At 65.3% G+C, this 25,560-nt stretch carries 25 protein-coding genes and 1 tRNA gene; 9 read left to right on the plus strand and 17 right to left on the minus strand.

Annotated elements, in window-relative coordinates:
- Window positions 1-71: 71 nt before the first annotated feature.
- The 3 genes from atpA to MRBLMC3_RS14950 form a co-directional block, all read right to left on the minus strand.
- On the minus strand, window positions 72-1,601 hold the full coding sequence (atpA, locus tag MRBLMC3_RS14940) for a F0F1 ATP synthase subunit alpha (protein ID WP_363737223.1): 1,530 nt from the start codon (window positions 1,599-1,601) through the stop codon (window positions 72-74).
- Between the two features lie 2 nt (window positions 1,602-1,603).
- Window positions 1,604-2,158, minus strand: coding sequence for a F0F1 ATP synthase subunit delta (locus tag MRBLMC3_RS14945; protein ID WP_133653031.1), 555 nt, complete (start codon window positions 2,156-2,158; stop codon window positions 1,604-1,606).
- A 217-nt stretch (window positions 2,159-2,375) separates the two neighbouring features.
- Window positions 2,376-3,926, minus strand: coding sequence for a S1C family serine protease (locus tag MRBLMC3_RS14950; RefSeq protein WP_363830061.1), 1,551 nt, complete (start codon window positions 3,924-3,926; stop codon window positions 2,376-2,378).
- Window positions 3,927-4,044: 118 nt separating this feature from the next.
- Here MRBLMC3_RS14950 and ada point away from each other — a divergent pair, with 118 nt between their 5' ends.
- On the plus strand, window positions 4,045-5,103 hold the full coding sequence (gene ada / locus MRBLMC3_RS14955) for a bifunctional DNA-binding transcriptional regulator/O6-methylguanine-DNA methyltransferase Ada (protein WP_363830064.1): 1,059 nt from the start codon (window positions 4,045-4,047) through the stop codon (window positions 5,101-5,103).
- 34 nt (window positions 5,104-5,137) lie between these two features.
- Here ada and MRBLMC3_RS14960 read toward each other — a convergent pair whose 3' ends face one another.
- The 3 genes from MRBLMC3_RS14960 to MRBLMC3_RS14970 are packed head-to-tail and all read right to left on the minus strand — an operon-like array spanning window position 5,138 to window position 8,186.
- Window positions 5,138-5,287, minus strand: coding sequence for a DUF1289 domain-containing protein (locus MRBLMC3_RS14960; protein ID WP_363756038.1), 150 nt, complete (start codon window positions 5,285-5,287; stop codon window positions 5,138-5,140).
- Between the two features lie 14 nt (window positions 5,288-5,301).
- Window positions 5,302-7,473: a primosomal protein N' gene (locus MRBLMC3_RS14965; RefSeq protein WP_363830067.1), complete on the minus strand. Its 2,172-nt coding sequence runs from the start codon at window positions 7,471-7,473 to the stop codon at window positions 5,302-5,304.
- Window positions 7,474-7,520: 47 nt separating this feature from the next.
- Window positions 7,521-8,186, minus strand: a complete 666-nt coding sequence (locus MRBLMC3_RS14970) for a DUF2490 domain-containing protein (protein WP_363830070.1) — start codon at window positions 8,184-8,186, stop codon at window positions 7,521-7,523.
- A gap of 146 nt (window positions 8,187-8,332) precedes the next feature.
- Between MRBLMC3_RS14970 and fsa the strand changes: the two genes are divergently transcribed.
- The 3 genes from fsa (at window position 8,333) to MRBLMC3_RS14985 (ending at window position 11,730) form a co-directional block, all read left to right on the plus strand.
- Window positions 8,333-8,986 (plus strand): fructose-6-phosphate aldolase, encoded by a 654-nt coding sequence (fsa, locus tag MRBLMC3_RS14975; protein ID WP_363737217.1) that lies wholly within the window; start codon window positions 8,333-8,335, stop codon window positions 8,984-8,986.
- Between the two features lie 185 nt (window positions 8,987-9,171).
- Window positions 9,172-9,516, plus strand: coding sequence for an antibiotic biosynthesis monooxygenase family protein (locus MRBLMC3_RS14980; protein WP_363830073.1), 345 nt, complete (start codon window positions 9,172-9,174; stop codon window positions 9,514-9,516).
- Between the two features lie 192 nt (window positions 9,517-9,708).
- Entirely contained in the window at window positions 9,709-11,730 is a 2,022-nt protein-coding gene (locus tag MRBLMC3_RS14985; protein ID WP_363830076.1) for an acyltransferase family protein, read from the plus strand.
- Window positions 11,731-11,743: 13 nt separating this feature from the next.
- Here the strand turns inward: MRBLMC3_RS14985 and MRBLMC3_RS14990 are convergent.
- Window positions 11,744-11,820 (minus strand) — tRNA-Arg (locus tag MRBLMC3_RS14990).
- Window positions 11,821-11,904: 84 nt separating this feature from the next.
- On the opposite strand from MRBLMC3_RS14990, the gene MRBLMC3_RS14995 reads away from it, so the two are divergent.
- Window positions 11,905-12,624 (plus strand): queuosine precursor transporter, encoded by a 720-nt coding sequence (locus tag MRBLMC3_RS14995; protein ID WP_363830078.1) that lies wholly within the window; start codon window positions 11,905-11,907, stop codon window positions 12,622-12,624.
- A 31-nt stretch (window positions 12,625-12,655) separates the two neighbouring features.
- On the opposite strand, the gene truA is transcribed toward MRBLMC3_RS14995, so the two are convergent.
- Together truA and fmt are read right to left on the minus strand one after the other, a co-directional pair.
- Entirely contained in the window at window positions 12,656-13,402 is a 747-nt protein-coding gene (gene truA / locus MRBLMC3_RS15000; protein WP_363830080.1) for a tRNA pseudouridine(38-40) synthase TruA, read from the minus strand.
- Between the two features lie 4 nt (window positions 13,403-13,406).
- Window positions 13,407-14,315, minus strand: coding sequence for a methionyl-tRNA formyltransferase (gene fmt, locus MRBLMC3_RS15005; protein WP_363737212.1), 909 nt, complete (start codon window positions 14,313-14,315; stop codon window positions 13,407-13,409).
- Window positions 14,316-14,439: 124 nt separating this feature from the next.
- On the opposite strand from fmt, the gene recR reads away from it, so the two are divergent.
- Both recR and def read left to right on the plus strand, forming a co-directional pair.
- A complete protein-coding gene (recR, locus tag MRBLMC3_RS15010; protein WP_133652959.1) occupies window positions 14,440-15,036 on the plus strand; it encodes a recombination mediator RecR in 597 nt (198 codons plus the stop codon).
- A gap of 48 nt (window positions 15,037-15,084) precedes the next feature.
- Window positions 15,085-15,615: a peptide deformylase gene (def, locus tag MRBLMC3_RS15015; protein WP_363830083.1), complete on the plus strand. Its 531-nt coding sequence runs from the start codon at window positions 15,085-15,087 to the stop codon at window positions 15,613-15,615.
- A 112-nt stretch (window positions 15,616-15,727) separates the two neighbouring features.
- On the opposite strand, the gene MRBLMC3_RS15020 is transcribed toward def, so the two are convergent.
- The 8 genes from MRBLMC3_RS15020 to MRBLMC3_RS15055 all read right to left on the minus strand — a co-directional run bounded on the left by MRBLMC3_RS15020 (window position 15,728) and on the right by MRBLMC3_RS15055 (window position 23,394).
- Window positions 15,728-16,159 carry a DUF2147 domain-containing protein gene (locus tag MRBLMC3_RS15020; protein ID WP_363830086.1) on the minus strand — a complete coding sequence of 144 codons (432 nt, stop codon included), beginning with the start codon at window positions 16,157-16,159 and terminating at the stop codon, window positions 15,728-15,730.
- Between the two features lie 135 nt (window positions 16,160-16,294).
- A complete protein-coding gene (locus tag MRBLMC3_RS15025; RefSeq protein WP_363737209.1) occupies window positions 16,295-17,287 on the minus strand; it encodes a type II secretion system F family protein in 993 nt (330 codons plus the stop codon).
- A 13-nt stretch (window positions 17,288-17,300) separates the two neighbouring features.
- Entirely contained in the window at window positions 17,301-18,299 is a 999-nt protein-coding gene (locus MRBLMC3_RS15030; RefSeq protein WP_363737208.1) for a type II secretion system F family protein, read from the minus strand.
- Between the two features lie 71 nt (window positions 18,300-18,370).
- Complete coding sequence (locus MRBLMC3_RS15035; protein ID WP_363737207.1) at window positions 18,371-19,654, minus strand: pilus assembly protein CpaE; 1,284 nt, start codon at window positions 19,652-19,654, stop codon at window positions 18,371-18,373.
- 1 nt (window position 19,655) lies between these two features.
- The gene (locus tag MRBLMC3_RS15040; protein ID WP_363737206.1) at window positions 19,656-20,327 is read right to left on the minus strand and encodes a CpaD family pilus assembly protein; all 672 of its coding nucleotides are present in this window, start codon (window positions 20,325-20,327) and stop codon (window positions 19,656-19,658) included.
- Between the two features lie 17 nt (window positions 20,328-20,344).
- Entirely contained in the window at window positions 20,345-21,868 is a 1,524-nt protein-coding gene (locus MRBLMC3_RS15045) for a type II and III secretion system protein family protein (RefSeq protein WP_363830088.1), read from the minus strand.
- 1 nt (window position 21,869) lies between these two features.
- A complete protein-coding gene (gene cpaB, locus MRBLMC3_RS15050) occupies window positions 21,870-22,889 on the minus strand; it encodes a Flp pilus assembly protein CpaB (RefSeq protein WP_363830091.1) in 1,020 nt (339 codons plus the stop codon).
- A gap of 52 nt (window positions 22,890-22,941) precedes the next feature.
- A complete protein-coding gene (locus MRBLMC3_RS15055) occupies window positions 22,942-23,394 on the minus strand; it encodes an A24 family peptidase (protein WP_414714651.1) in 453 nt (150 codons plus the stop codon).
- 63 nt (window positions 23,395-23,457) lie between these two features.
- Here MRBLMC3_RS15055 and MRBLMC3_RS15060 point away from each other — a divergent pair, with 63 nt between their 5' ends.
- Together MRBLMC3_RS15060 and MRBLMC3_RS15065 are read left to right on the plus strand one after the other, a co-directional pair.
- Window positions 23,458-24,438, plus strand: coding sequence for an alpha/beta hydrolase (locus tag MRBLMC3_RS15060; protein WP_363830097.1), 981 nt, complete (start codon window positions 23,458-23,460; stop codon window positions 24,436-24,438).
- Window positions 24,435-25,538 (plus strand): NAD(P)/FAD-dependent oxidoreductase, encoded by a 1,104-nt coding sequence (locus MRBLMC3_RS15065; RefSeq protein WP_363830100.1) that lies wholly within the window; start codon window positions 24,435-24,437, stop codon window positions 25,536-25,538. The genes MRBLMC3_RS15060 and MRBLMC3_RS15065 overlap by 4 nt, the downstream gene beginning before the upstream one ends.
- The last annotated feature ends 22 nt before the right edge of the window (window positions 25,539-25,560 follow it).

Raw genomic sequence — 25,560 nt, forward strand, 5'->3', positions numbered from 1 at the left:
GGCATCTCACGCCCCCAGGTCGGACCTATCCGGCCTGAGACCCCAGCTTTCGCTGGGGTGACGGCTAAATATTAGGCGAAGGTCTTGCCGAAGCTGTCGAGCGCGGCCTTCAGCTTGGCCTTGGGCTCGTCACCCAAGTCCTTGCTGTCGCGGATCGCGGCCAGCACGTCGGCATGGTCGTGACGCAGATAGGCGAGCATCAGCTCTTCATAACGGGTCACGTCCTTGACGGGCACGCTGTCGAGATAGCCGTTGGTGCCAGCGAAGATCGACGCGGTCTGCTCTTCGAAGGGCAGGGGCGAGAACTGGGCCTGCTTGAGCAGCTCGGTCAGGCGAGCACCGCGGTTCAGCAGCTTCTGGGTCGAAGCGTCGAGGTCCGAACCGAACTGGGCGAAGGCCGCCATTTCGCGATACTGGGCCAGCTCCAGCTTGATCGAGCCCGACACCTTCTTCATCGCCTTGGTCTGCGCGGCGGAACCGACGCGCGACACCGACAGGCCGACGTTGATGGCCGGACGGATGCCCTGGTAGAAGAGGTTGGTTTCGAGGAAGATCTGGCCGTCGGTGATCGAGATCACGTTGGTCGGGATATAGGCCGACACGTCGCCCGCCTGGGTCTCGATGATCGGCAGCGCGGTCAGTGAGCCATTGCCATTGGCGTCGTTCATCTTCGCAGCGCGCTCCAGCAGGCGGCTGTGGAGATAGAAGACGTCGCCGGGATAGGCTTCGCGGCCCGGAGGACGGCGCAGCAGCAGCGACATCTGGCGATAGGCGACGGCCTGCTTGGAAAGGTCGTCATAGACGATCACGGCATGCATGCCGTTGTCGCGGAAAAATTCGCCCATGGTGACGCCGGTATAGGGCGCCAGATACTGGAGCGGAGCGGGTTCCGAAGCGGTCGCGGCGACGACGATGGAATATTCCATCGCGCCATTTTCTTCGAGCTGCTTCACGATCTGCGCGACGGTCGAGCGCTTCTGGCCGACCGCGACGTAGATGCAATAGAGCTTCTTGCTCTCATCGTCGCCCGCGTTGATGCCCTTCTGGTTGATGAAGGTATCGATCGCGACGGCGGTCTTGCCGGTCTGGCGGTCGCCGATGATCAGCTCGCGCTGGCCACGGCCGACGGGGACGAGGGCGTCGATCGCCTTCAGGCCGGTCTGCACGGGTTCGTGCACCGATTTGCGGGGGATGATGCCGGGCGCCTTGACTTCAACGCGCTTGCGTTCGGTATACTGGATCGGGCCCTTGCCATCGATCGGGTTGCCGAGGCCGTCGACCACGCGGCCGAGCAGGCCCTTGCCCACGGGAACGTCCACGATGGTGCCGGTGCGCTTGACGGTGTCGCCTTCCTTGATCTCGGCGTCCGAGCCGAAGATCACGACGCCGACATTGTCGGCTTCGAGGTTGAGCGCCATGCCCTGCACGCCATTGGCGAACTCGACCATTTCGCCCGCCTGGACGTTGTCGAGGCCATGGACGCGGGCGATGCCGTCACCCACGGTCAGCACGGAACCGACTTCGCTCACCTGCGCTTCGGTGCCGAAATTGGCGATCTGGTCCTTGATGACCTTCGAAATTTCTGCGGCGTTGATATCCATGTTCAGCCTTTCATCGCCAAAGCGAGACTATTCAAACGGGTGCGGATGGAGGAATCGATCATCTGGCTGCCGATCTTGACGACCAGCCCCCCCAGGATCGCGGGATCGACCTTGGCATCGAGCGCGACGTCGCGGCCGACGCGGGCGCGAAGGCCCTGCTGCAGGGCGCTGACCTGTCCGGCGTCAAGCGGATGGGCGCTCGTCACTTCGGCGCGAACCTCGCCCTTGTGATTCGACAGCAGCGTTTCATAGGCGCGGATGATCGCGGGCAGCTGGGAAAGGCGGCGGTTCTGGGCCAGCACGCCCAGGAAATTCGTGGTCAGCGCGTCGAGACCCATGGAGGATGCGACCGCGGCGATCGTCTTGCCTGCTGCGTCACGGCTGAGGACGGGGTTGTTCACCAGACCCTTGAAATCGGCCGATTCGGCCAGGGCCGCCTTGAGCGCAGCCAAGCTCGCCGCGACGGTGTCGAGCGTCTTGCCGTCGCGGGCCAGATCGAACAGCGCCACCGCATAGCGGCCGCTGAGGCTGGCCTGAATACCGCCGGTCGTCTCCACGCGCTTACCGTCCTCCACTTGATTCCAGGCAATTTGAATTGCCGGTCATGCAAAAAGGGGGCCCGGTCTGTCCGTCCCGATCCCCTGTTGGGGGGCCGGTTAGCAGTGGGATTGTGACTATGCAAGCCATGGAACGCGATTCGACCGTCAGTATGAAATCATCGCGATTTGACAGGGTTTCAATATGGGCCGAATCGTTGACCGGCTGCGGCGGGCGTCACCCTTCGCCCGGGGTGAGCCGACCCTTTTGGCAATGGTAGACGATCCGTTCGTTGGGCTGGGCCGGAAGCAGGGCGGCAAGATCATTCTGCAGACTTGCGATTTTTCCCAGCAGGGCAGGATCGCCCGCGCACCCCTTGATCGCGCCGCCGCCTAGTGCACGGGCCTTCGCCATGGTATCGATGTCTGGCAGCCAGCGCTGGACCCGGAGCGTGCCCGTCGCAGGATCGAAGCGGCTGACGGTCACGAAATTATGATCATCGGGCACGGATGCGCGCTGCCATCCTGTGCCGGAGGAAACATATTGGGTGTTTCCGTCGACGCACCCGCCCTCGGCCCAGTGGAACCCGATGTCATTGGGCTGGGATATGGTAAGCCGGCTGCGGTTCATGTCCACCCGGCAGATATTGTCGCCCGCCCAGGCATAGGCGCCGTTGCCGTTGACGCCCGAATCCTCCGGAAGTTTGATGCGCTCCTCTATGCTGGAGAAGCTGGGCTTCAGGAAAAACAGCCCGATTGCCGCGAACAGCAGGATGCCGCCGCCGGCCAGCCACCAGGTCGCGCGCTTTTCCCGTCCCTGGCTGTAGAGCAGGCCGCCCGCGCCCAGCCCGAGCACCGCCAGCGCCAGCAGCACGGCGGCGCCCGCCATGGCGTTCTCCCGCGCGGAGATGACGTCGCGTTCGGCTGTGTCGCGCGCCTTGTTCAGCGCCGCTTCGCGGGCGTCCGCGCGGGCGCGCTCGGATTGCTCGCTCCTGGCTTGCTCCCGCTGGGTCAGGGAGGATTCGGCGGCGTCCGCCTCCGCCATCGAACGGCAGGGAACGATCGTGTGCAGCGACGATACGCCCGCCTGCCGCAGGAAGGAGGCGATTTCGCGCCACGACACGGCGAATCCGAATTCCGCATCATTGCCGTCGGAGACAGACCCGAAGCTGTTGACGCCCAGCACCCGGCCGCAATCATCGATCAGCGGTCCGCCGCTGTTGCCGGCGGCCAGGGGCGCGGTGTGCAGCACCGTGTCGAAATTCTGGCTGGCCCGGCCGGAGGAAACATTGCCGCTGGTCTTCACCGTGCCGAGCGGTTCCACCAACTGCTTGAGGCCCAGCCCCTGCGCCCGGTCGACCGTGCCCGGATAGCCGATGGCGGTCACATGCTGCCCGTCGCTCACCGCTCCGGCATAGAAGGTGCTGACCGGCAGATGGCCTTCCTCCAGCTGGATCAGCGCAAGGTCGTTGCCGGGCGAGAAGGCGATGATCTTGCCGCCATAGGTCTTGGTTCCCTCCGAAGGGATGACGCCGATGACGAGATCCTTTTCCTCGCGCGTCAGTTCGACGACATGGGCGTTGGTGATGATCTTGTCCGGCGCGACGGCAAAGCCGCTGCCGTGGCCCACGAAATAGGCGTCGGAACCGTTGGTCGCCACCAGCACGACGCGGACCACGCCGCGGGCAGCGGCGGCAATGTCCTGCTGTTCGGCATGCACGCCGGTCGGTCCGGCAAGAGCCAGCAGGGCGGCCAGGAAGGGGGCGAGGCGACGGAATGATGCGACCATGACTGGCGGCATTCATATGCGATGGCGGGATAGAGGCAATGCGCAAAAAGCGCAGAAACCGCTTTTTGACCGCAAGCGGCAGGAAGCCTGATGCGTTCGGGCAAGCTATCTCTTATCCATGACCGAGATGAGACAGATCGAAGCCCAGATCCATGCCGTGCCTGACGCCGACGCCTGCTGGGACGCGTTTTTACGCCGCGATCGCAGCTTTGACGGGCGGTTCGTGGGAGCGGTGCTGACCACCGGCATCTATTGCAAGCCCAGTTGTGCCGCGCGGCATCCGCGGCGGGAGAACATGATCTTCCTGGCCGACCCGGAGGCAGCGCGGGCGGCGGGTTTCCGCGCCTGCCTGCGTTGCCGCCCCGATGAAGTGGGACGCGACCGGCTGGCGGTGGAGGCGGCCGTCGCCTTCATCGCCGCGGCCGAAACCCCGCCTTCGCTGGAGGCGGTGGCGGCGCATGCGGGCTATTCGCCGCATCATTTCCACCGGCTGTTCAGGCGGGAAACGGGCATGACGCCGGCCGCCTACGCCCGCTCGCTGCGCACTGAGCGGTTGAAAAGCGCGCTGGAGGATGGCGGCAGCGTCACCGGCGCCATCTATGAAGCGGGCTATAACGCCCCCAGCCGCGCCTATGCCGATGCGGAGCGGCACCTGGGCATGACGCCCAGCGCCTGGAAGCATGGCGGCCGGGGCGTGGCGATTCGCCATGCGGTGGTGCAGACCAGCCTGGGGAGAGTGCTGGTCGCCGGCACGGAGCGGGGATTGTGCCGGATCAGTTTCGATGAAGATGAGGCGGACTTGCGCCGCCGCTTTCCCAAGGCGGAAATCCTGCCCGCCGATGAGGCGTTTTCGGCGCTGGCAGCCCAGCTTGTCCGGCTGATCGACGCACCTGCCGAGTCGCTGGAATTGCCGATCGACGTGAGCGGCACGGCGTTTCAGCAGGCGGTATGGGCGGCGTTGCGGGCGATTCCGCCGGGGGAGACGCGCACCTATGGCGAAATCGCGGCGGCCATCGGCCGGCCAGGCGCAGTGCGGGCCGCCGGGACGGCCTGCGGCGACAATGTTCTTGCGGTGCTGATTCCCTGCCATCGGGTGTTGCGAAGCGATGGGAGCCTGGGCGGCTACGCCTATGGGGTGGAGCGCAAGAAGAGATTGCTGGAGAGGGAGAAGGGCTGAGTATCGGCGCGCTCCGGCGCAGGATCATCGGGCTTCAGCGGTCCTTCAACCGCTCCATGATCGCGCGGCGCTGGGCTTTGCTCATGCCCGCCCAGCGCTGGATTTCGTCCGTTGTCCGGCCGCAGCCGGTGCAGACGCGCCGGGCCTTGTCCAGCTTGCAGATGTTGACGCAGGGACTTTCCATGGGGTCTCAGGCCATCACATGAAGCTGTAGGGGTCGACGTCCACCGCGACGCGTGTCCCGGATTTCCAGGTCAGATTGCCCAGCCATTCGCGAATGGCGCCTTGCACGTCGACCTGCCGCGTGGCGTGGATCAGCAGGCGGTGGCGATGGCGCCCACGCAGCACCGACAAGGGAGCCGGGGCGGGGCCATAGACGCGCATCCCGTCGATCAGGGGTGCTGACTTGCCGATCAACCGGGCGATCTCGGCGGCTTCGTCCGCCTCCTCGCTGGAGACGATGATCGCGGCGAAGCGGCCGAAGGGCGGGGCATTGGCGTGGCGGCGATTCTTTGTCTCCACCTCGTAGAAACGCTCCGAATCGCCGGCGATCAGGGCCTTGATCACCTCCGCCTCCGGCATGCGGGTCTGGATGAAGACGCGGCCTGGCTTCTGCCCGCGCCCGGCCCGTCCCGCCACCTGCACGATCTGCTGGAAGGTGCGCTCCGACGCGCGCAGGTCGCCACCCTCCAGCCCCAGATCGGCGTCGATCACTCCCACGAGCGTCAGGTTCGGGAAATGATAGCCCTTGGTGACGAGCTGCGTGCCGATGATGATGTCGACGGCGCCTGCCTCCACTGATTTCACGAATTCGGCCACCTTGGCGGGCGACCAGAGCGTGTCGGAGGTGACGATGGCGGTGCGGGCGTTGGGCCACAGCGCCTTCACCTCGTCCGCGATGCGCTCGACCCCCGGCCCGCAGGCGACGAGCGAATCCTCCTCCTTGCATTCCGGGCAGAAGCGCGGGGCGGGGATGACATGGCCGCAATGATGGCAGGCCAGCCGGTGGGTCAGCCGGTGCTCGACCATCCAGGCGGTGCAATTGGGGCACTGGAAGCGATAGCCGCAATGGCGGCAGAGCGTCAGCGGCGCATAGCCCCGGCGGTTGAGGAAAAGCAGGCTCTGCTCGCCCTTCTCCATGGTCTCGTCAATGGCGCGGACCAGTGGCGGAGCGATCCAGCGGCCACGCTCCGGCGGATCGGTGAGCAGGTTGATGCCCTCTATCTCCGGCATGGCCGCGCCGCCGAAACGGGATGGCAGTTTGATCTCGCGATAGCGGCCGAGTTCCACCTGATGTCGCGTTTCTATGGCGGGCGTCGCGGAAGCGAGGATGACCGGGAATTTCTCGATGAGGCCGCGCATCACCGCCACGTCGCGCGCGTGATAATGAACGCCATCCTCCTGTTTGAAGCTCGCCTCATGCGCTTCATCGACGACGATCAGGCCCAGATTGGGGTAGGGCAGGAACAGCGCCGAGCGGGCGCCGACCACGACCGGCGCCTTGCCCGCCGCAATGGCTCGCCAGGCGCGTCGCCGCTCGCTCTGGCGCAGGCCGCTGTGCCAGTTCACCGGTACGGTGCCGAAGCGTTTTTCGAACCGCTCCAGAAAGGGTTCGGTCAGCGCGATTTCGGGCAGCAGCACCAGCACCTGCCGACCCTCCCTCATCGTCGCGGCCATGGCCTCGAAATAGACCTCCGTCTTGCCTGAACCGGTCACGCCGTCGAGCAGGAAGGGAGCAAAGGCCCTGTCCCTGACGGCCGCGATGAACTGGTCGGCGGCGGCGCCCTGCTTGTCCGACAGCAGCGGCGGGGCGTGATCGGGATCGGGCACGGGGAAGGGCGTGTCGACGCTAACCTCCACCGCTTCGAAGGCACCGGCCTTTACCAATCCGCGAATCACCGCGTCGCTGACTCCGCCGATCATCGCCAGTTCGCGGATCAGCCCCTGCCGCTCGCCGATGCGCTCCATCGCCTGGGCGCGCTGTTCGGTCATGCGGTCCGGAAGGTCGCCCGTGGCGCGATATTCGATGACGGTGCGCGCGCCCTCCAGCGCCGCCATCGAGGCCAGCGTCATGCGCAGGACGGCGGCGATGGGGGCGAGATAATAACCCGCCGTCCATTCGATCAGGCGGCGCACGGTTTCGGGCACGGGCGGCGCGTCGACGACCGCCATGATATTGCGCAGGCGATTGTCGCCCACCGTCTCTATCTCGGGGAAGCTGTCCTCTTCCCACACGACGCCGACGATCTGGCGCGGCCCCAGCGGCGCCACGACGACGCTGCCCGGCCTCACGGCCATCCCGTGCGGCACGCGATAGTCGAGGGGCCCCAGGGCGGCGTTCAGCAGGATGACACGGGCGCGCGAACTCATTGCCTCCTCCCTAAACTGCCGGGCAGGGGAGGCAAGGCCAAGAAGCGTCAGATCTTCCAGCTCAATGTCAGCCAGGGGATATGCGCCACCGCATCTGGGCGGCCGTCGCGAAAGCTCTGCTGCCGCATGTAGAGCAGTTGCGCGTCGAGCGCCCTGGTGATCGGATGGCGCAGGCCAATCTGGTTGCGCATGACGGCAAGGCCCAGCTTGTCATTGGGACGGGCGCGGTTCAGGTGGAACATCAACTCGGTTGCTGCGATCAGCGTCCACCGCTTCGCCGCATCCAGCGGGACCGAAGCCTGCACCCGTTGCCGCAACCGCCAGCTCGCCCTGTCCGCCGTATCGAAAAAGCGCTGCTCGATGCGGGTGCGGGACAGCCAAATGCCCCGGCTAAGGGTCACCTGCTGGAACAGCCGCATTTCCTGCTCCGGGTCGGACCGGAAGAAGGCGATGCCGCCGCCGATCTGCACCGCCTTTGCAATGCGGTGGTCGATCGTGATGCGCGCAGTCTGCTGCTCGCCACCGGAGGAGGCCTCGCGGAAACGTTGGCTGAAGTCGAGCGACACGATGTCCGCGTCGCTTGCCTGGACGACCAGCGATTCGCTCGTCCAGAACTGATTTTCCTGGCTGGCGGCAAGGGCGGGCGAGGCGGCCAGAAGGCCGGCAGAGATCAGCGCGTCCAATATGTGGCGGGGACGCAGGCGGCGGAGCATGGATCGGTCCTTTGGAAAGGTGCCGCCGTCATAATGGTGCGCGGGGCGCCCGGTAAAGGGCCAGTCATCGGCAATAATGGCTAATCTGTCAGGGAGCCGCTAAAGGAGACGCGATTCGACCCTTTCCCCTCTGCCGGAGCAGACCCATGAAGTTCTTCGTCGACACCGCCGACACCAATGAAATCCGCGAACTGGCCGCTACCGGCCTGCTCGACGGCGTCACCACCAACCCCTCGCTGATCCACAAGTCGGGCCGCAAGTTCCTGGAAGTGGTGGAGGAAATCTGCGGCATCGTCGAAGGCCCGGTGTCGGCAGAGGTCGTCGCGCTCGACCATGAGACGATGATGAAGGAAGCCGCCGTCCTGCGGAAGATCGCCGACAATGTCTGCATCAAGGTGCCGCTGACCATCGATGGTCTCAAGACCTGCAAGGCGCTGACCAGCGAGGGCGTGATGGTGAACGTCACCCTCTGCTTCTCGGCGAATCAGGCGCTGCTGGCGGCCAAGGCGGGCGCAAGCTTCATCTCGCCCTTCGTAGGGCGCCATGACGACAATGGCTTTGACGGCATGAAGCTGATCGAGGATATCCGCCTGATCTACGACAATTACGCGTTCGACACGGAAATCCTGGTGGCCAGCGTGCGCCACCCGATCCATGTGCTGGAAAGCGCGAAGATCGGCGCCGACGTGATGACCGCGCCTCCGTCCGTTATCAAGGCGCTGTTCAACCATGTGCTGACCGAGAAGGGCATTGCCGGTTTCCTGGCGGATTGGGAGAAGACCGGCCAGTCGGTTCTCTGATGTTCCTAGGATAGGGGTCAGGGAATGGCGGGTTCCTGCGAAGGCGGGAGCCCGTCCCTGCCGTCTGGACCGTGCCGGCGCGCCACTGGTCTCCTTCCAGCGGTTTGCAGGGACACGGCGCTTTGCTCTTTTTCGTCGCAACTCCCCGCCGCGCAGTTCATTCTCTCCCCTGAAGGAGAGAGGCGATGTTCGTCGCGGTCTATTGGTGGCGCGTCCACCCCGGCAAGGAGGATCAGTTCCGCAAGGCATGGCGCCGGGGAACCGACCTGATCCGCGAGAAATATGGCAGCTATGGTTCGCGCCTGCATCGCGATGCGGACGGACGGTTCGTCGGCTATGCCGAATGGCCGGACGAGGCGACCTGGCGCACGGCCTTCGATCAAAAGATGGTCTATGACGATCCCGACACCCGCGCCGCCTTCGTCGATGCCATAGCCGAAGTGCCGCCCGACGCCGATCCCATCTTCACCATGACGGTGACCGACGACTTGCTGTTGCGTTCGATGGGAGGGCGCGGCAGCAGCGACTGACCGATCGGTCAAGGACCCACCCCTTGCGCGCTCCTCCCTGCGCCTTCCAGCCAGCCTGCTAACACCTATGATCTTGTGGACTGTCCCGATGCGCCGATGCGCCGGGCGATACAGGCTCTATCACCATGAGCGCCTGCCAAATCCCTGGAAAAGAGGAGGGAAAGCATCGCTGCCAGTGCTTCCTGTCCGGTCTTGCCGGTTTCGTCCGCGACGGACGCCAGGCCATCCCTGGCCTATCGTCGCGATATCGACGGGCTGCGCGCTTTGGCGGTGCTGCCGGTGCTGTTCTATCATGTCCGACTTTGGCCCTTTACCGGGGGTTTCGTCGGAGTCGACATCTTCTTTGTCATCTCCGGCTATCTGATCGCCATGATCATCAGCCGGGAAATGACGGAAGGCCGGTTCAGCCTGACCGATTTCTATGCGCGGCGCATCCGCCGCATATTTCCCGCGCTGTTCGCGACCATCGCGGTCACCATCCTGGTCGGCAGCCAGATCCTGCTGCCGCTTGATTATCGCGCTCTTGGCCTGAGCGCCGCAGCGACGGTGCTTTTCGCCAGCAACCTGCATTTTGCCCGGCACAGCGGCTATTTCGGCAGCGCGGCGGAGGAGGCGCCGCTGCTGCACACATGGTCGCTGGCGGTGGAGGAGCAATTCTATATCCTCTTCCCGCTCCTGATGCTCTGCGCCTTTCGGGCGGGAGGGCGCAGCCGGCTGTTGCTGGCGATGATGGCGCTCCTGTCCTTCGCGACGGCGCTGCTTTTGGTCGATCGTGCGCCCGTGCTGGCCTTCTACCTTCCCTTTCCCCGCGCCTGGGAATTGCTGGCGGGGGCGTTGCTGGCGATGGGCCTGTTGCCGCCGCTGCGGAGGAGATGGGCGGCGCAACTTTGCGCGCTGGCCGGCGTGGCGTCGATCGGCTGGGCGTTGTTCGGCTTTTCCAGCGCAACGGTCTTTCCGGGGCTGAACGCGCTTTATCCCGTGCTCGGCGCATTGCTGATCCTGCATGCGGGGCAGAGCGGATCGGCGATCAGCCAGGTGCTGGGCGGCGCGGCGCCCGTGGCCATCGGCCGCATATCCTATTCGCTCTATCTGTGGCACTGGCCGATCGTCGTCTTCTGGACCTATCGCACCGACGGGGACTGGCGCTTGCGGGAGCAGTTGCTCGTCATCCTGCTTTCTTTCCTCTTTGCCTTTCTGTCCTGGCGTTTCATCGAGGAGCCGTTCCGCCGGGCGCGCCGCTTCACGAACGGCCGCGCCTTTGCGCTGGCTGGCGCGATGATGGCGGCGGGGTGCGGAGCGGGAGCGCTGCTCTATCTTTCGGGCGGTCTGCCCGCGCGGGTGGCGCCGTCCGTCGCTGCGCTCGACGCGGCGAGCGGGAGCATGGCCTACCTGCCCGAGCGCTGTTCGGGCATGGCGGCGGTCCGGCACCGGACGCTCTGTGCGGTGGGCGCGCATAACGGCACGGCGCCCAGCTTCCTGCTGTGGGGCGATTCTCACGCCCATGCGCTGAAACCTGCATTCGATCAGGCGGGCGATGCGCTGGGCCTGTCCGGACGGATCGCATCCTACCCCGCCTGCCCCACCCTGCTGGGGCTGGACCGGCTGGACCAGCCCGCTAGCCATGATTGCAGCGCGTTCAATGCGCAGGTTCTGGCAATGCTGCGCGACAGCCCGACCATCCACACCATATTCCTTGTGTCCCGCTGGGGCCTGTGCGCAGATGGACGTCGCCCGGAAGGCGGGATGCCCTGCTATCTTGGCCGGGACGAGAATGACGACAGGAGCCTCAGCCGGGATGCCCAACTATTCCGGGCGGGGCTGGAGGAGAGCGTGCGGGCGCTGACCGGCATGGGCAAGCGGGTCATATTGGTCGCCCCGGTTCCGGAATTCCGCCGCAATGTACCGGAAAGCCTGGCGCGGGCCCAACTCTACAGCGAACCGGCGGGGCTGGACCTGCCCCTGGCGGATTATCTGCGGCGTCAGCGCAGCGTTTTCGGCGCCTTCGACGCGATGCGGCGGCGCTTCGCGGTCAGCATCGTCTATCCGCACCGTCTTCTCTGCCGCAGCGGCCATTGCGCGACCATGATGCATGGCGTGCCGCTTTATTCCGACGATGACCATCTGTCGCGGCAAGGCAGCCTGTTGCTGACAGGCATGATCCATGAAGCGATGCGGCCGATCCGGGATGGGGCCGATCGCCGCGAAAAGCGGTGAAGCAAAGGGGAATTGGCGACCCCGACAGGATTCGAACCTGTGACCATTCGCTTAGAAGGCGAATGCTCTATCCAGCTGAGCTACGGGGCCGTTGGCGCGTTCGATAGCCGCCCTTCGCCCCGCTTGCAATCATGGGCGATTGCATTTGCGCGCGCGCCCGATATGCAGGAGCGCATGACCGACAAGGGGGTAAGGAAAATCGATGCCTATGCGCTGGGTGCGCGGCCCTTGCGCTATTTCGATTTCTGCATGGCTGGTTTCGTCGCGATCCTGCTGCTGTCCAACCTGATTGGCGCGGCGAAGCTGTCGACCGTAGGCGGCTTCACCTTTGGCGCCGGTATCCTCTTCTTTCCGCTCGGCTATGTGCTGGGCGACGTATTGACGGAAGTCTATGGCTATGCGCGGGCGCGGCGCTGCGTCTGGGCTGGCTTTGGCGTGATGCTGTTCATGGCGCTGATGAGCTGGGTGGTGGTGCAGTTGCCCCCGGCGGAGGGATGGCCGGACCAGAAGGCCTATGAGGCCGTCTTTGGCAGCACATGGCGCATCGTCTTCGCCTCCGTCACCGCCTTCTGGGCGGGGGAGTTCGCCAACAGCTTCGTTCTCGCCAAGATGAAGCTGCTGACGCAGGGCAGGCATCTCTGGATGCGGACGATCGGATCGACCATCGTGGGGCAGGGGGTCGACAGCCTGCTCTTCTATCCGCTCGCCTTCTACGGCAACTGGACCAACGCACAGGTGGCGACCGTGATGGTCACGAACTGGTTGATGAAGGTCACATGGGAAGCCGTGCTGACGCCCGTCACCTATGTCGTGGTCGACCGCCTCAAGCGCGCCGAGGGGCTGGACGTGTTCGACGAGGGCACGAATTTCACGCCGTTCCGGACCAGCCTGTGACGCATCCCGCTGCCGCCTGAGCCGGCGCGTCTCAATCGTCCGGATAACGCGCGCTTACGAAATACAGCCCGTCCGGCGGTGCATTGAGCCCCAGGGCCGCCCGGTCCTTCGCGTCCCGTGCCGCCTCCATGTCCGCCGCCGACCAGCGCCCCATGCCCACCATGGCAAGGCATCCCACCATCGACCGCACCTGATGGTGGAGGAAGGATCGCGCCTCCGCATGAATGGCCAGCCGGTCGCCCGAACGCTCCACGTCCAGTCGGTCCAGCGTCTTTACCGGGCTTTCCGCCTGGCAATGGACCGAGCGGAAAGTGGTGAAGTCGTGCCGCCCGACCAGCAGTTGCGCGGCCTGCTGCATCGCCTCCGCATCCAGTGGCTGGATCACGCGCCAGACCAGCCCATCTTCCCAGGTCAGCGGTGCGCGGCGGTTGGCGATGCGATAGACATAGGATCGGCCGTTGCAGGAAAAGCGCGCATGCCAATCATCCAGCACGGTCTTGCAGGCCAGGATCGCGACCGGCGCCGGGCGGAGCAGCGCGTTCAGCGCCTCCATCAGGCGGAAGGGCGTCATGTCCTTCGCAATGTCGGCATGGGCGCGCATGGCAAGGCCATGGACGCCCGCGTCGGTGCGGCCCGCCGCATGGACGGCGACCCGTTCGCCCGTGACGGCGAAGATCGCATCCTCAATCGCCTGCTGTACGCTCGGCCCATGGGCCTGCCGCTGCCAGCCCATGAAGGGGCGGCCGTCAAATTCGACAGTGAAGGCGAAACGGGCCATGGGGTCAGGCGTCGACCCGGCTGCCGGCGGGCATGTCAAAGCCGCGCAGCAATTCACCCGCCGACATGGCGCCCTTGCCCGCGCGCTGGATCGCTGCCGGGCGGATACTGCCATGGCCGCAGCCGATGAGCAGGCTGTTGTCGAGCAATTCGCCCGCCGGGCCTTCATCCTCCTCGACATGGGCGGCGAGGATACGGAAGCGCTCTCCGCGATATTCGAAGAAGGCGCCGGGCGCCGGGTTGAAGGCGCGCACCTGCCGTTCGACCTGACGCGCGTCGCGGCTGAAATCGATCCGCGATTCCGCCTTGTCGATCTTGGTAGCGTAGGTGACGCCTTCCTCCGGCTGGGCGACGGGCGGATGGAGGGCGATGTCGTCCAGCACCTCGACCATCAGCTCCGCGCCTGCATCGGCCAGTTCCTGCGTCAGCGCGCCGGCGGTCTTGTCCTCTATCGGTGTGACATGCTTGGCGCGCATCGGGCCGGTGTCCAGCCCTGCCTCCATGTCCATGATGGTGACCCCGGTGACATTGTCGCCAGCGAGGATGGCGCGCTGGATCGGCGCCGCGCCGCGCCAGCGGGGCAGGAGAGATGCGTGGATGTTCATGCAGCCGAAGCGCGGAGCATCCAGGACCGGGCGCGGCAGGATCAACCCATAGGCGGCGACCACCGCCACATCGGCGTCCAGTGCGGCGAAGGCGGCCTGCACTTCTGCATCCTTCAGCGAAACGGGCGTGCGCACTTCTATGCCCATTTCCTGCGCCATCGCGTGGACGGGCGAGGGGCGCAGCGCCTTGCCGCGTCCCGCGGGTCGGGGCGGTTGGCTGTAGGCCGCAACGATCTCATGCCCGGCCTTTGCCAGGGCGGCCAGAGCCGGCACGGCGAAATCGGGGGTTCCCATATAAACGATGCGCATGGCGGGCCTTTTGCTCGGTTTCGGCACGTTGAGGTGCCGCATCTGAAACGCGCCGGAGGCGTATTTACGAAGACGCCTCTCAAACCCCTTGTGTCCACGACTTGCAAGCCCTTATTCCGGTCCCATGGCCTCTCCCGAAATCGAAGCGTTGACGCATGCGCTCTCCCGCCTGCCCGGCCTTGGCCCGCGTTCGGCGCGACGTGCCGTGCTGCACCTGCTGAAGAAGCGGGAATCCGCGCTGGAGCCGCTGCTGCGCGCGCTGGACGCGGTGAACGATCGGCTGGTGACGTGCAGCCTGTGTGGCAATGTCGACACGGTCGATCCCTGCGGTATCTGCGCCGATCCGCGCCGGGATGCGCGGGCGCTTTGCGTCGTGGAGGATGTGGCGGACCTCTGGGCGCTCGACAAGTCCCGGCTGTTTCCGGGACGCTTCCATGTGCTGGGCGGACGGCTGTCTGCGCTGGAGGGCGTGCGGCCGGAGGACCTGTCCATCGACGCGCTGGTAGCGCGGGTGGAGGCGGGCGGCATAGACGAGGTGGTGCTGGCGATGAATGCGACGCTGGAGGGGCAGACCACCGCCCATTATCTGGCCGAACGGCTGGAGCGCTTTCCCGTGCGCCTCACGCAACTGGCGCATGGCGTGCCGGTGGGCGGGGAACTGGACTATCTGGACGAGGGGACATTGGCCCAGGCGCTGAGGGCCCGTCGTCCCATCGGGTGAATATGGCGATCGCTTGAAATTTTCCGGCCGGCCGTTTATTTTAGTGCCATGGCCATTCTTCCCATCCTGGAGGCGCCCGATCCGCGCCTGCGTACCATCTCGTCTCCGGTGGAGGCGATCGATGACGATTTGCGGCGTCTGATCGATGACATGTTGGAGACCATGTACGACGCGCCGGGCATCGGTCTGGCGGCGATCCAGGTGGGTGTGCCCAAGCGGGTGCTGGTGATCGACCTGCAGGAACCCGAATCCGATGAGGAAGGGGCGCCGCCGGTCAGGAAACCGATGGTGTTCATCAATCCGGAAATCCTGGAGGGGTCGGAGGATCTGTCGGTCTATAATGAAGGCTGCCTGTCCGTCCCCGACCAGTTCGCGGAAGTGGAACGGCCGGCCAGCATCCGGGCAAGCTGGATGGACCGGGATGGACGCATCCACGAGGAACGGCTGGAGGGATTGCTCGCCACCTGCCTCCAGCACGAGATGGATCATCTGCAGGGCGTGTTGTTCATCGACCATCTGTCCCGGTTGAAGCGGGACATGCTGATGAAGAAGCTGACCAAGGCCCGCAAGGCGGCCTGATCCTTGCGACAGAGCTTAAACAGGCGCCCCGGTCGTGGCCGGGGCGTTGCCGTTGGCGTGGCGCATATCTGTCGGGAAATGTCCGCATTCGCCGTCCGAACGGGTCATCAGATCAGCGGACGGGCGTCCATGTCTGGGTCTTGCAGAAGATCATGATGCAACCCTGCACCTTCAACGTGCCGTTGCCGTTGCGGCTGACCTTGCTGTTGTAGGTCTTGCCGCTCTCCGGATCGTAGATCGATCCTTTCCACAGCTCGCCTGCATCGGCAAAGCCCGTGAGCAGCGCCAGTCCGGCAAGGGGTTTGCTGCGTAGTGCAGGATCGGGGTTCTTGATGTCGGTCTGGGGCCGGCCCGGCGTGGGCTTCACGATCTTCTCGATACGCCCGCACAGCGTCTTTCCGCATGGGGCGATCTGGACGATGGCCTTGCCGTCGACAGTGGCCCAGTGGCCGATGATGGGCTGCGCAGCTTCAGCGGGCAGGGCGGCGAACAAGGGCAGCGCGAACAGTGCGGCGCGGGCGGCGATGCGGGTGATGGCGACCATTGACCTCTCCGGATTTTGCGTCTTTGCAAAGAGCGATAAGGCAGGTTCCGCCGGTTCGCCAAGCCGAAAATCAACGGCTTTCCTGGGGTTTTGGAAGGGACGCTACGGCAGCGCCCCTTTGTCGTCCCCCGATTTTCAGAAGGCCTTGCTGATAGAGCAGGCGGCAGGGCCCAGAATGACGACGAACAGGGTCGGTAGGATGAAGAGAATCAGCGGCACGGTCATGATGGCGGGCAGGCGCGCGGCCTTTTCCTCTGCGCGCATCATGCGTTCGTGGCGGAATTCGGCGGACAGCACGCGCAGAGCAGAGGCGAGGGGCGTTCCGTATTTTTCCGTCTGGATCATGGTGGTGACCACGCCCTTGACCGCGTCCAGCTTGACGCGGTTTGCCAAGTTCTCGAACGCCATGCGGCGCTCGGTCAGGAAGCTGAGTTCGATCGCGGTCAGGTGGAATTCATCGCCCAGTTCCGGATAGGCCTTGCCCAGTTCGCGTGCGACGCGGCTGAAAGCGGCATCGACCGTCAGCCCCGCCTCGGCGCAGATCACCAGCAGGTCGAGCGCGTCGGGCAGCCCCTTGCGGATCGCGGCGGAGCGTTTCTGGACCTTGTTGTCGATGAAGATGTCCGGCGCCTTGTAGGACAGCAGCAGGGCGCCCGCAAAGGCCATGAAGCGCTTGGCGCCGCCCCATTCGGGGAAGATGCCCACGGCATAGAGCAGCAGCGCCGCCATCCCGCCGATCACGATCGGCAGGATCATGCGGCCGAAAATGACCGCGACCGCCCAGTCCTTTGACCGGATGCCGGCCTGGGCCAGCTTGGTCTGCGCTTCCTTGAGCTGATCGTCCTGCAGGACCTTCAGGTTGGAAAGGAGCGACCGCATCTGGTCGGTCGCCTGATTCTTCTTCACCAGCTTGGCGCGGCGGCGCGCGGTGGAGGCGGTGATGCCCGCCTTCAACTGCTCGCGCCGGTCGTTGAGCGTCTTGACGCGCTTTGCCATCGGATCGCGCACCGTCATCACCGCGTAGAGCGCGAACAGAGTCGCCAGCGTCGCCAGAGCGGCGAGCAGCGTGCCGAAATCGGTGGCGGTCAGTCCGAACAGGGTGCCGGCAGGAACGGGCGTGCTTTCCATCTTGGCGGCTTCCTCAAATCTCGAAGTTGATCATCTGGGCCATGATGAAGGCTCCGATGGCCATCCAGCACATCCCGCCAATACCGACGACCTGCATGAGCGAGAGGCCGAACAGCCCCGCCGGGTCGGGCGTGAAGAAGGGCGACATGTAATTATAGTTGATGTAGCAGATCAGGCCGAACACCAGGAACGGCAGGACGCCGATGATATAGGCCGAAGCCTTGGATTCCGAGGACATCGCCCGGATCTTGAGCTTCATCTGCGCGCGCTGGCGGAGCACGGTGGCAAGGTTGGACAGCGTTTCCGCCAGATTGCCGCCGGTTTCGCGCTGAATCGCCAGGCTGATGACGAAGAACTGGAATTCGGGCGTGCCCAGCCGGTCTGCGGTTTCCTGCAGCGCCTGATCCATGCTCTTGCCGATCTTGATGCGTTCGGTGATCAGCTTGAATTCCTCGCCCACCGGTCCTGGAACCTCGGTCGACACGACAGTCAGCGTCTCGGAAATGGGAAGACCGGAGCGCAGGCCACGAGTCAGCAGTTCCAGCGCGTCGGGAAACTTGGCGTTGAACTTCAGCACGCGACCCTTGATGAGCCGACCGATCCACATATGCGGCAGGCCAAGGCCCGCTGCGAGGCCGAGCATCACCGCGAAAAGCGGCGGAAATCCGCGCAGCATCAATATGGCGGTCAGCAGCAGGAAGATGACGGCACAGGCGGTCATATACTGGCTGACCGTCCATTTCTTGCCGGTCATGCGGATGCGCTTGGCCAGATTTTCCGGATTGGGCACCAGCGACACCAGCATCGACGCTTCATTGCCGGCGGGGCGGTTGGATATCGCCTTGCGCATGCGCGCTTCCATGATGGCGTCCGTCGAATCGCTGTGCCGGCCGCGGATCAGCTGCATGCGGCGCTTCTGCGCCTTTTCCGGCGAAGGCCCGCCAAAGGCCATGACGATCAGGCCCAGCATGGCTGCGAGCAGCACCGTCATCAGGATGATATTGCCGTTCATGCGCCTGCCCGTTTCCAGTCTGGTTCCATCAAAGCGGCCATGCCACCCGCTGGCGGCATGGTCCGTCCTGTTCAGGCCGAAGCCTTGTCCTTGCGCCGCGAGGGGATCATGCTCTTGAGATCGCTGATCTTGCCCAGCAGGGAATCACCCTTCTTCGAAGAGGTTGCGCCACCTTCGGCATCCGCATCCTCTGCCGCGCCCAGCACCGCCTCCAGCAGGGCCTGGCAGGCGCCGCCCACCTTGCTGCCCTTGGCCGTTTCCGCCAGCGTCTTGCCCAGCTTCGCCGCCTGCGCGGCAATCTTGAGGTCGAAGGGGATCAGCACGTCCACCTTGCGTTCAATCGACTGCTCGAAATCCTTGCGGCTGATTTCCGGCGCGCCTGGATGAACGCGGTTGGCGACCACGAGCACGCGCGACTGCGGTGCATTGGTCTTGAGCCAGGACAGGATGCGGATCGAATCCCGCGCCGCCGCCAGCGTCAATTCCGTAACCACGACCGTGACGTTCACGTCGCTCATCAGATGGGGGTGCTGGATCAGCATGCCGCGCGGCAGGTCGATGACGCTGCATTCGAAAGCGACCCGGAACTCCTCCAGCAACTGGTAGAAGGCGCCGCCATCGGTCAGCATGGGCTGGCTGATCGGCGCCTCGGCCGACAGGATCGCCAGCGTGTCGCTGGCGCGCACCATGGCCCGTTCGATGAACAGCCCGTCGATGCGGCTGGGATTTTCGATGGCGTCGGTCAGCCCGCGTCCCGGTTCCAGATCCATCGCCAGCGCGTTGGTGCCGAAATGAACGTCCAGGTCGAGAAGGGCGGTCGGCCGCTTCTTCTTCTCGCTGAGCAGCCAGGCGAGCGAGGTTGCAACGCTGGAAGCGCCCACGCCGCCGCGTGTTCCGATGACCGCCGTGGTCATGTGCGGCCGTTCCGGCCCGGCGTCGCGGGGAGCGAAGAAAACGGCCTGCGCCTGGGCCAGTGCGTCGCGCAACTGGTCCGCGCCGAAGGGTTTCAGCAGATAGTCCTGAATGCCGCTGGCCAGCAGGTCGCGATAGAGGCGCACGTCATTGACCTGGCCGGCGGCAATGACGACCGTGCCGGGCTCGCACACTTCGGCCAGATTGTTGATGTCATTGAGCGGATCGCCGCTTTCCGACATGTCGATGAACAGGATCTGCGGCGAGGCGGTGATCGACAGGGACTGCACGGCGTTGCGCATGCCGCCCTTGTTCACCTTTTCCGGCGCCCAGCCCATCTCGGCCGCGACGACGCGCAGCAGGTCGAAGCTGTGATCATCGCAGACAAAGGCATGGAAAGGGTCACGCTGGCCGGATGCGCCGGGTTTCCAGGGTGCGTTCATATCACTTGCCTCCCGTTAAGGTCTTCAGGTCGCCCGTTCCCGTCGGCGGCTTGTCGCGATAGGTTGATATCGCCCGGTTGGACGTTGCGGTGCGCAGATCGCTGTCGGTGGTCTGGCCACGCACCAGATCCTCCGGATTGGCGATCATTGCGGCCAGATTGCCGTTCACGCCGCAGCCGAAATTTTTCGACGCGCCCAATTGCTGGTCTGCTTCCGGCTTGTCCGACCAGTCGGGGCATCCCGGCACGCTGGCGGTGGCGCGGCGCACGATCAGGCGTATGGCGCCCTGCGGCGCGGTGCCGGCGACGGCCGTGCTGTCTTCCCCCACCAACATGCCATGGCGCGCGACCACATCGGCTATACCTTCGCGCAGGGCGGGGCTGTAGTAGCCCGCCTCCGTCGCGACGGCGACCTGGTCGCCATAGCCAAGGCCGATGGAAACGAACCAGTCGTCCAGCCGGCGCGCTTCCGATGCCGAAAGGCCACCATCGGGCCCTGCCTGCACGTCATAGGTGAAGGCGGTATGGCCGACGACCGGCTGGTGGACCGACTGCACGCCGCGATTGGCGGCCTGGTCGGTCTGGCAGGCGGCGAGCGGCAGCGCCATCAGGGCGAGCGCACCCAAGCGGACGATGCCGGTGAGGACGGGGGTCTTGCGAGACTGGAAAGTCATGTCTTTCGTCCTTCGGGTCAGAAGCTGAAGCCCGGCGCGGCGTCCTTGGAACGCTTTCCGGTGTCACGGGAGGCGACGGGCGGCAGGGCCGCCGACGATTGCGGACCGGGCGCCGGGACCGGCGCACCCGGCGCGCGGCTCGGCATGGGTGCCTGGGCGCCGCTGACGCCGTCATGGCCCTGTTGCAGGAACAGGCCCTGACCCTCATTGGCATTGCGAAACCCGTCAGTCGGCAGCCGCACGTCCGATGCATTCATCGGCTTCACCAGATAGGGCGTGACGACGATCACCAGTTCGGTTTCGTGGCGCTGGAAATTGCGCGACTTGAACAGGCTGCCCAATATGGGCAGATTGCCAAGGCCGGGTACCTTGCTGATGTTATTGGCGGTATCGTTGTTGAGCAGACCCGCGATCATGAAGGCTTGACCCGAACCCAGTTCCACCGTGGTTTCGGCGGTGCGGCTCTTGAGCGCAGGCACGCTGGCGTTGATCGAGAAGTCGAGGCTCGACACGGTGGGGCGCACCCGAAGGGAGATGCGGCCATCCGCCAGAACGGTGGGCGTGAAGGCCAGCTGCACGCCATATTGCTTGAATTCGATGCTGTTTCCCTGCGTGCCGTTGCTGACGGTATAGGGATATTCGCCGCCCGCCAGGAAGCTGGCGGTTTCGCCGGACAGCGAGGTCAGGTTGGGCTGGGCGAGAGTGGTGGCGAGGCCGCTTGATTCTGCAAGGTCGAGCGCGGCGGCGACATCCATGCCCAGCAGCTTGGCGACGAAGCCCAAGGAGGTCGTGCCGTCCGTGGGACTGTTGAACAGCCAGGATCGCGAAATGTCGCTGGTCGGTGCGCCGCCACCGGTGTTGGTCTGGAACGCTCGATCGGCGCGGTTGATGTAACCGCTGAAGCTGCCGGTTCCGGTCCCGAGTCCCGTGATATTCATGCCGATCTTGTGCCCGACATCCTTGGTGACTTCGGCGATCTTGACCTGAAGGTTGACCTGGAGCGGCGTCGCGGTGCGCAGGCGGCTCACCACCGTCACTTCCTTGCCGACAAAGGCCTGGGTCAGCCGTTCGGCCTCTGCCGCGTCTTCCGGCGCGGCGATGGTTCCGGTCAGCAGGACCATGCCGTTCATCTTGTTGACGGCGATGTCCGCGTTGGGCATCGCCAGCTTCAACATCTCGTCGATGCTGGTCAGGTTGTTGCCGACGCGGACCGTGCCGGAAAACAGCACCTTCCCGTTGGTCGTTGTTGCGAAGACGGTGGTCTCGCCCGCCTTCTTCGCGATCAGGTAAAGCTGGTTCTGCGAACGAACATGGACGTCGACCACATCCGGATCGCCGATCACCACGTCCGACATCTTGGCCGGCAGGTTGATGACCTTGCTGCCGCCGACGGAGAGCAGGATCGCATTGTCCTGCATGGAGGCCGGCGCCGCGTTGAGCGCGGTGGTCGGCGCGGCGGCGATCGCAACCGCCAGGCCAAGCGCGATCGCCGGGCCGAGCAGCGGCCTGGCCGCTGCCGTGTGAACGATAAACCCCTTCATCTTACTTCCCCCCGACCGGAACGACGGTCACACTGGTTCCACGGGCGACGCGGATCACCGGCCCTTGGCCCGCAATGCTGCCGCCGACCGGCACGCCCATGGCCGGAGCGCCGCCTGCGCCCATGGCCTGCAAAGGCTTGGCGGGGACGCTGCTGCGCTGATAGCGCGAGACGTCGGCGCCGGTGGAATAGGTGCCGCCCTTGTCGACCGGGCGAGCGGCGATGCTGGCCAGCAGCTTCTTTTCCGCATTGGGATTGCTGCCGTCGGGCAGGTCGACGTCGCTGCCCGCGATGGCCGCGTCCAGCTCCGAACTATTGTCCGCCAGCGAGCGCAGCGAGAGCGAGAGCGAGCCGATCGTCTGCGCCACTGCGATCTTCTCCGCGATCTTGGGCGTGACTTCGATGGTGACGTTGGAATAGGTCTGGACGACAGGTTTGCCGTCGGCGCCCAGCGCGTCCATGCGCTGATCCGTGGCAAGCACGCGCAGGTTGCGCAGGATGGTTTCGGAAACCTTGAGCGGATCGCCATCGCCGCCGCCGCTGACGCTCTGCGTCAGCACCAGGTCGACGCGGTCGCCCGGGAAGACGAAGCCTGCCACCGAATTTTGCGCCGATACCGGCACGGTCACGGCGCGCATGCCCGGTCCCAGAGCCGCGGCGAGGAAACCGCGGTCGCCAGGCTTGATCACTGAACCCACCGTCATCGGCTGACCGGCGGAAATGGCGGTACGGATGACGCTGCCCACCAGCTTCTGGGGATCGGCCTGGCCCTTGATATAATAGGCCTGCTCGACGAGATCCTTGGGCCATGGCTGGAAACGGAAACTTTCCGCGTCCAGGATGGTGCCCACCGGCAGGGCCTTCGTCGCGACCAGCACATGGGGCTGGTCCGCCTCAACCGGCATGGACGATGCGCCCGCCTGCGGCGTGCTCGACGAACTCAGCATGTTGCGTGCGAGCAGGGCTGTAGTGACCGCTATGATCAGCGCTCCCACCAGCAGCACGATCTTCTTGGCATCCATGATGAAATTCGCCTCCCTCAATCAGACGAGTTGCGTCTGAGCCCCCGGATATTCACGCAAATTGGTTAATATATCGTTCGCCAAGTAGCCAAAGCGCCGCGAACGAGATGGCAATGCCATAGGGGATTTGCGGCTGACCCAGCCGCCGGGTCATGCGATGGTGCACGACGGTCACGATGGTGACGATGCCCCCCAGCACCGCCATCAGCATCAGCATCGACAAGGTCGCCTGCCATGGAAACCACAGCGCCAGCGCGGCCAGCAGCTTCACGTCGCCGCCGCCCATGCAGCCGAGCGCGAACAGCGCGGCGAACGCCAGGAACACGACCAGCGCAACCAGAAGCTGCACCGCCATTCCGGGCCAGAGCGCAAGCCCGCAGGCCAGCCACCATATCGGCGCCAGAGCGGCCACAGTCAGGTTCAGCCGGTTGGAGATGATACGTGACCGCAGATCGGTGACAGACGCCACGATCAGCAGCAGTGCCAGGGCGCCGATCAGCGCCATTTGGAAAATATCCCCCATCATGGGTTCGAAACTATAGACCGCATGCCTTACCAAAGCGTAACCATGCCGCGCATGGATTCGCCCCGCTTCGTTCCCGCTTCCTTCGACCGGCGTGCCTGGCCCATGGACGGACGGTTGGACTATTGGGCCGCACCCGACGGTTGGCGCCTGCGCCGCTTTCGGCTGGGCGATGGCGATCGGGGCCGGATGCTGGTGCTGGGCGGACGCGGCGACATGATCGAGAAATATCTCGAGGTCATCCGCCATTGGGCCGACCGCGGTTGGGCCGTCACCAGCTTCGACTGGCGGGGGCAAGGGGGATCGGGCCGAACAACGGACGATCCGCTATGCGGACATATTGACGATTTCGGACAGTGGATCGCCGACCTCAACGCCTTCGCTGCCGAATGGCGCGGGGAAGGGAGGGGACCGAAGGCGATCGTCGCGCACAGCATGGGGGGCCACCTGCTGCTGCGCGCCCTGGCGGAGGGCATGGCGCCGCCCGATGCGGCGGTGACGGTCGCGCCGATGATGGGACTGCATACAGCGCCTCTGCCCCGCTGGCTGGCGGTGGCGATTGCCGAAACCATGTGCACCCTGGGTTTTGCGGAAAAGCAGGCCTGGACCCAGAAGGAGGAGTCGGAACGGCAGCGGCGCATGCGGCAGAAGCGGCTGACGCACGATCCGGAACGCTATGCCGACGAATTGTGGTGGCGGGACCATAGCCGCGAGGTTGCGTTGGGGCCGCCAAGCTGGAAATGGGTGGCGCAGGCGCTGCATTCGACGCGCATGCTGGAGAAGGGGCGGGAAATGGAGCGGATCGTCGTCCCCTTGCTCGTCCTGGCGGCGCGGACCGACCAGCTCGTCTCCACCCCTGCCATCGAGCGGATCGCAGCACGGATCGCGGGCGCGCGGCTCCATGTTTACGGGCGGGAGGCCGCGCATGAGATATTGCGGGAGCTGGACCCGGTGCGATTGGACGCGCTGGGGCGGATCGACGGCTTTCTGGACGAAGTCGCGCCACGCAGGGGCGGCGGGGGATGAAGCGGCCTGATATCGTCATCGTCGGTGGCGGCATTGCCGGGGCAAGCCTTGGCGCCGTGCTGGCGGAGCATGCCAGCGTGCTGTTGCTGGAGATGGAAGCAAGCGCCGGCTATCATGCCACGGGGCGGGCGGTGTCCTTCTGGGAAGAAACCTATGGCGGTGTTGCCGTCCAGCCGCTGACCACGGCATCGGGGCCCATGCTGGCTGCGCCGGATCCCGATTTTTCCGACACCCCTTTCCTGAAGCCGCGCCGGACACTGCATATCGGGCGGGCAGGCGACAGGGTAGCGCGCGACCGGCTGCTGGAGGCGTTCGCCGGCAAGGTGGATCTGGTTCCGGTCGATCCTGCCGCATTTGTTCCAGGGCTTCGGCCGGAATGGACGCTGGGGGTGCTGGAGCCGGGGGTATGCGACATCGATGTGGCGGCCCTGCATCAGGCATGGTTGCGGCGCTTCCGCCGGCTGGGTGGCGAGGTGCGGTTGGCGACGGCCTTGCGAGGGGCCGAAGCGCGGCATGAGGGCTGGCGGGTCGAAACCGATGCAGGCGCGATAGACTGCGCGATCATCGTGAACGCTGCGGGGGCGTGGGCGGACGGCGTCGCCAGCGCTTGCGGCGTGGCGCCCATCGGCATCGCGCCGCTGCGCCGGACGGTGGTGCAGCTGCGCGTGCCCGCCATGCCTTCCGCCGATCTGCCGCTGGTCATGGACCTTGGCTCGCAATTCTATTTCAAGCCGGAGGGAGAGGGGCGCGTCTGGCTGACTCCGCATGACGAGGAGCCATCGCCCCCCTGCGATGCCGCGCCGGAGGAACTGGCAGTGGCGGAGGCCATCGCCCGTTTCGAGGCGGTCGTCGACTGGCCGGTCGAGGCGGTCGAGCGCAGATGGGCGGGGCTGCGCAGCTTCTCCCCCGACCGGGCGCCGGTCTATGGCTTTGATCCGGCGGCGAGAGGCTTTTTCTGGTTCGCGGGGCAGGGCGGGTTCGGTATCCAGACCTCGCCCGCCGCGGCTTTGCTGGGGGCAGCCCTTCTTCGGGGAGAGGCTTTGCCGGCGCAGATCGCGGGAATCGATCCGGTGCCCTATTCTCCTGCGCGGTTTCGCTAGGTCGGATTTCGATCCGATCGCT

It is taken from the genome of Sphingobium sp. LMC3-1-1.1 (genome assembly GCF_040676285.1).
In the GTDB taxonomy this organism is placed as follows: Bacteria; Pseudomonadota; Alphaproteobacteria; order Sphingomonadales; family Sphingomonadaceae; genus Sphingobium.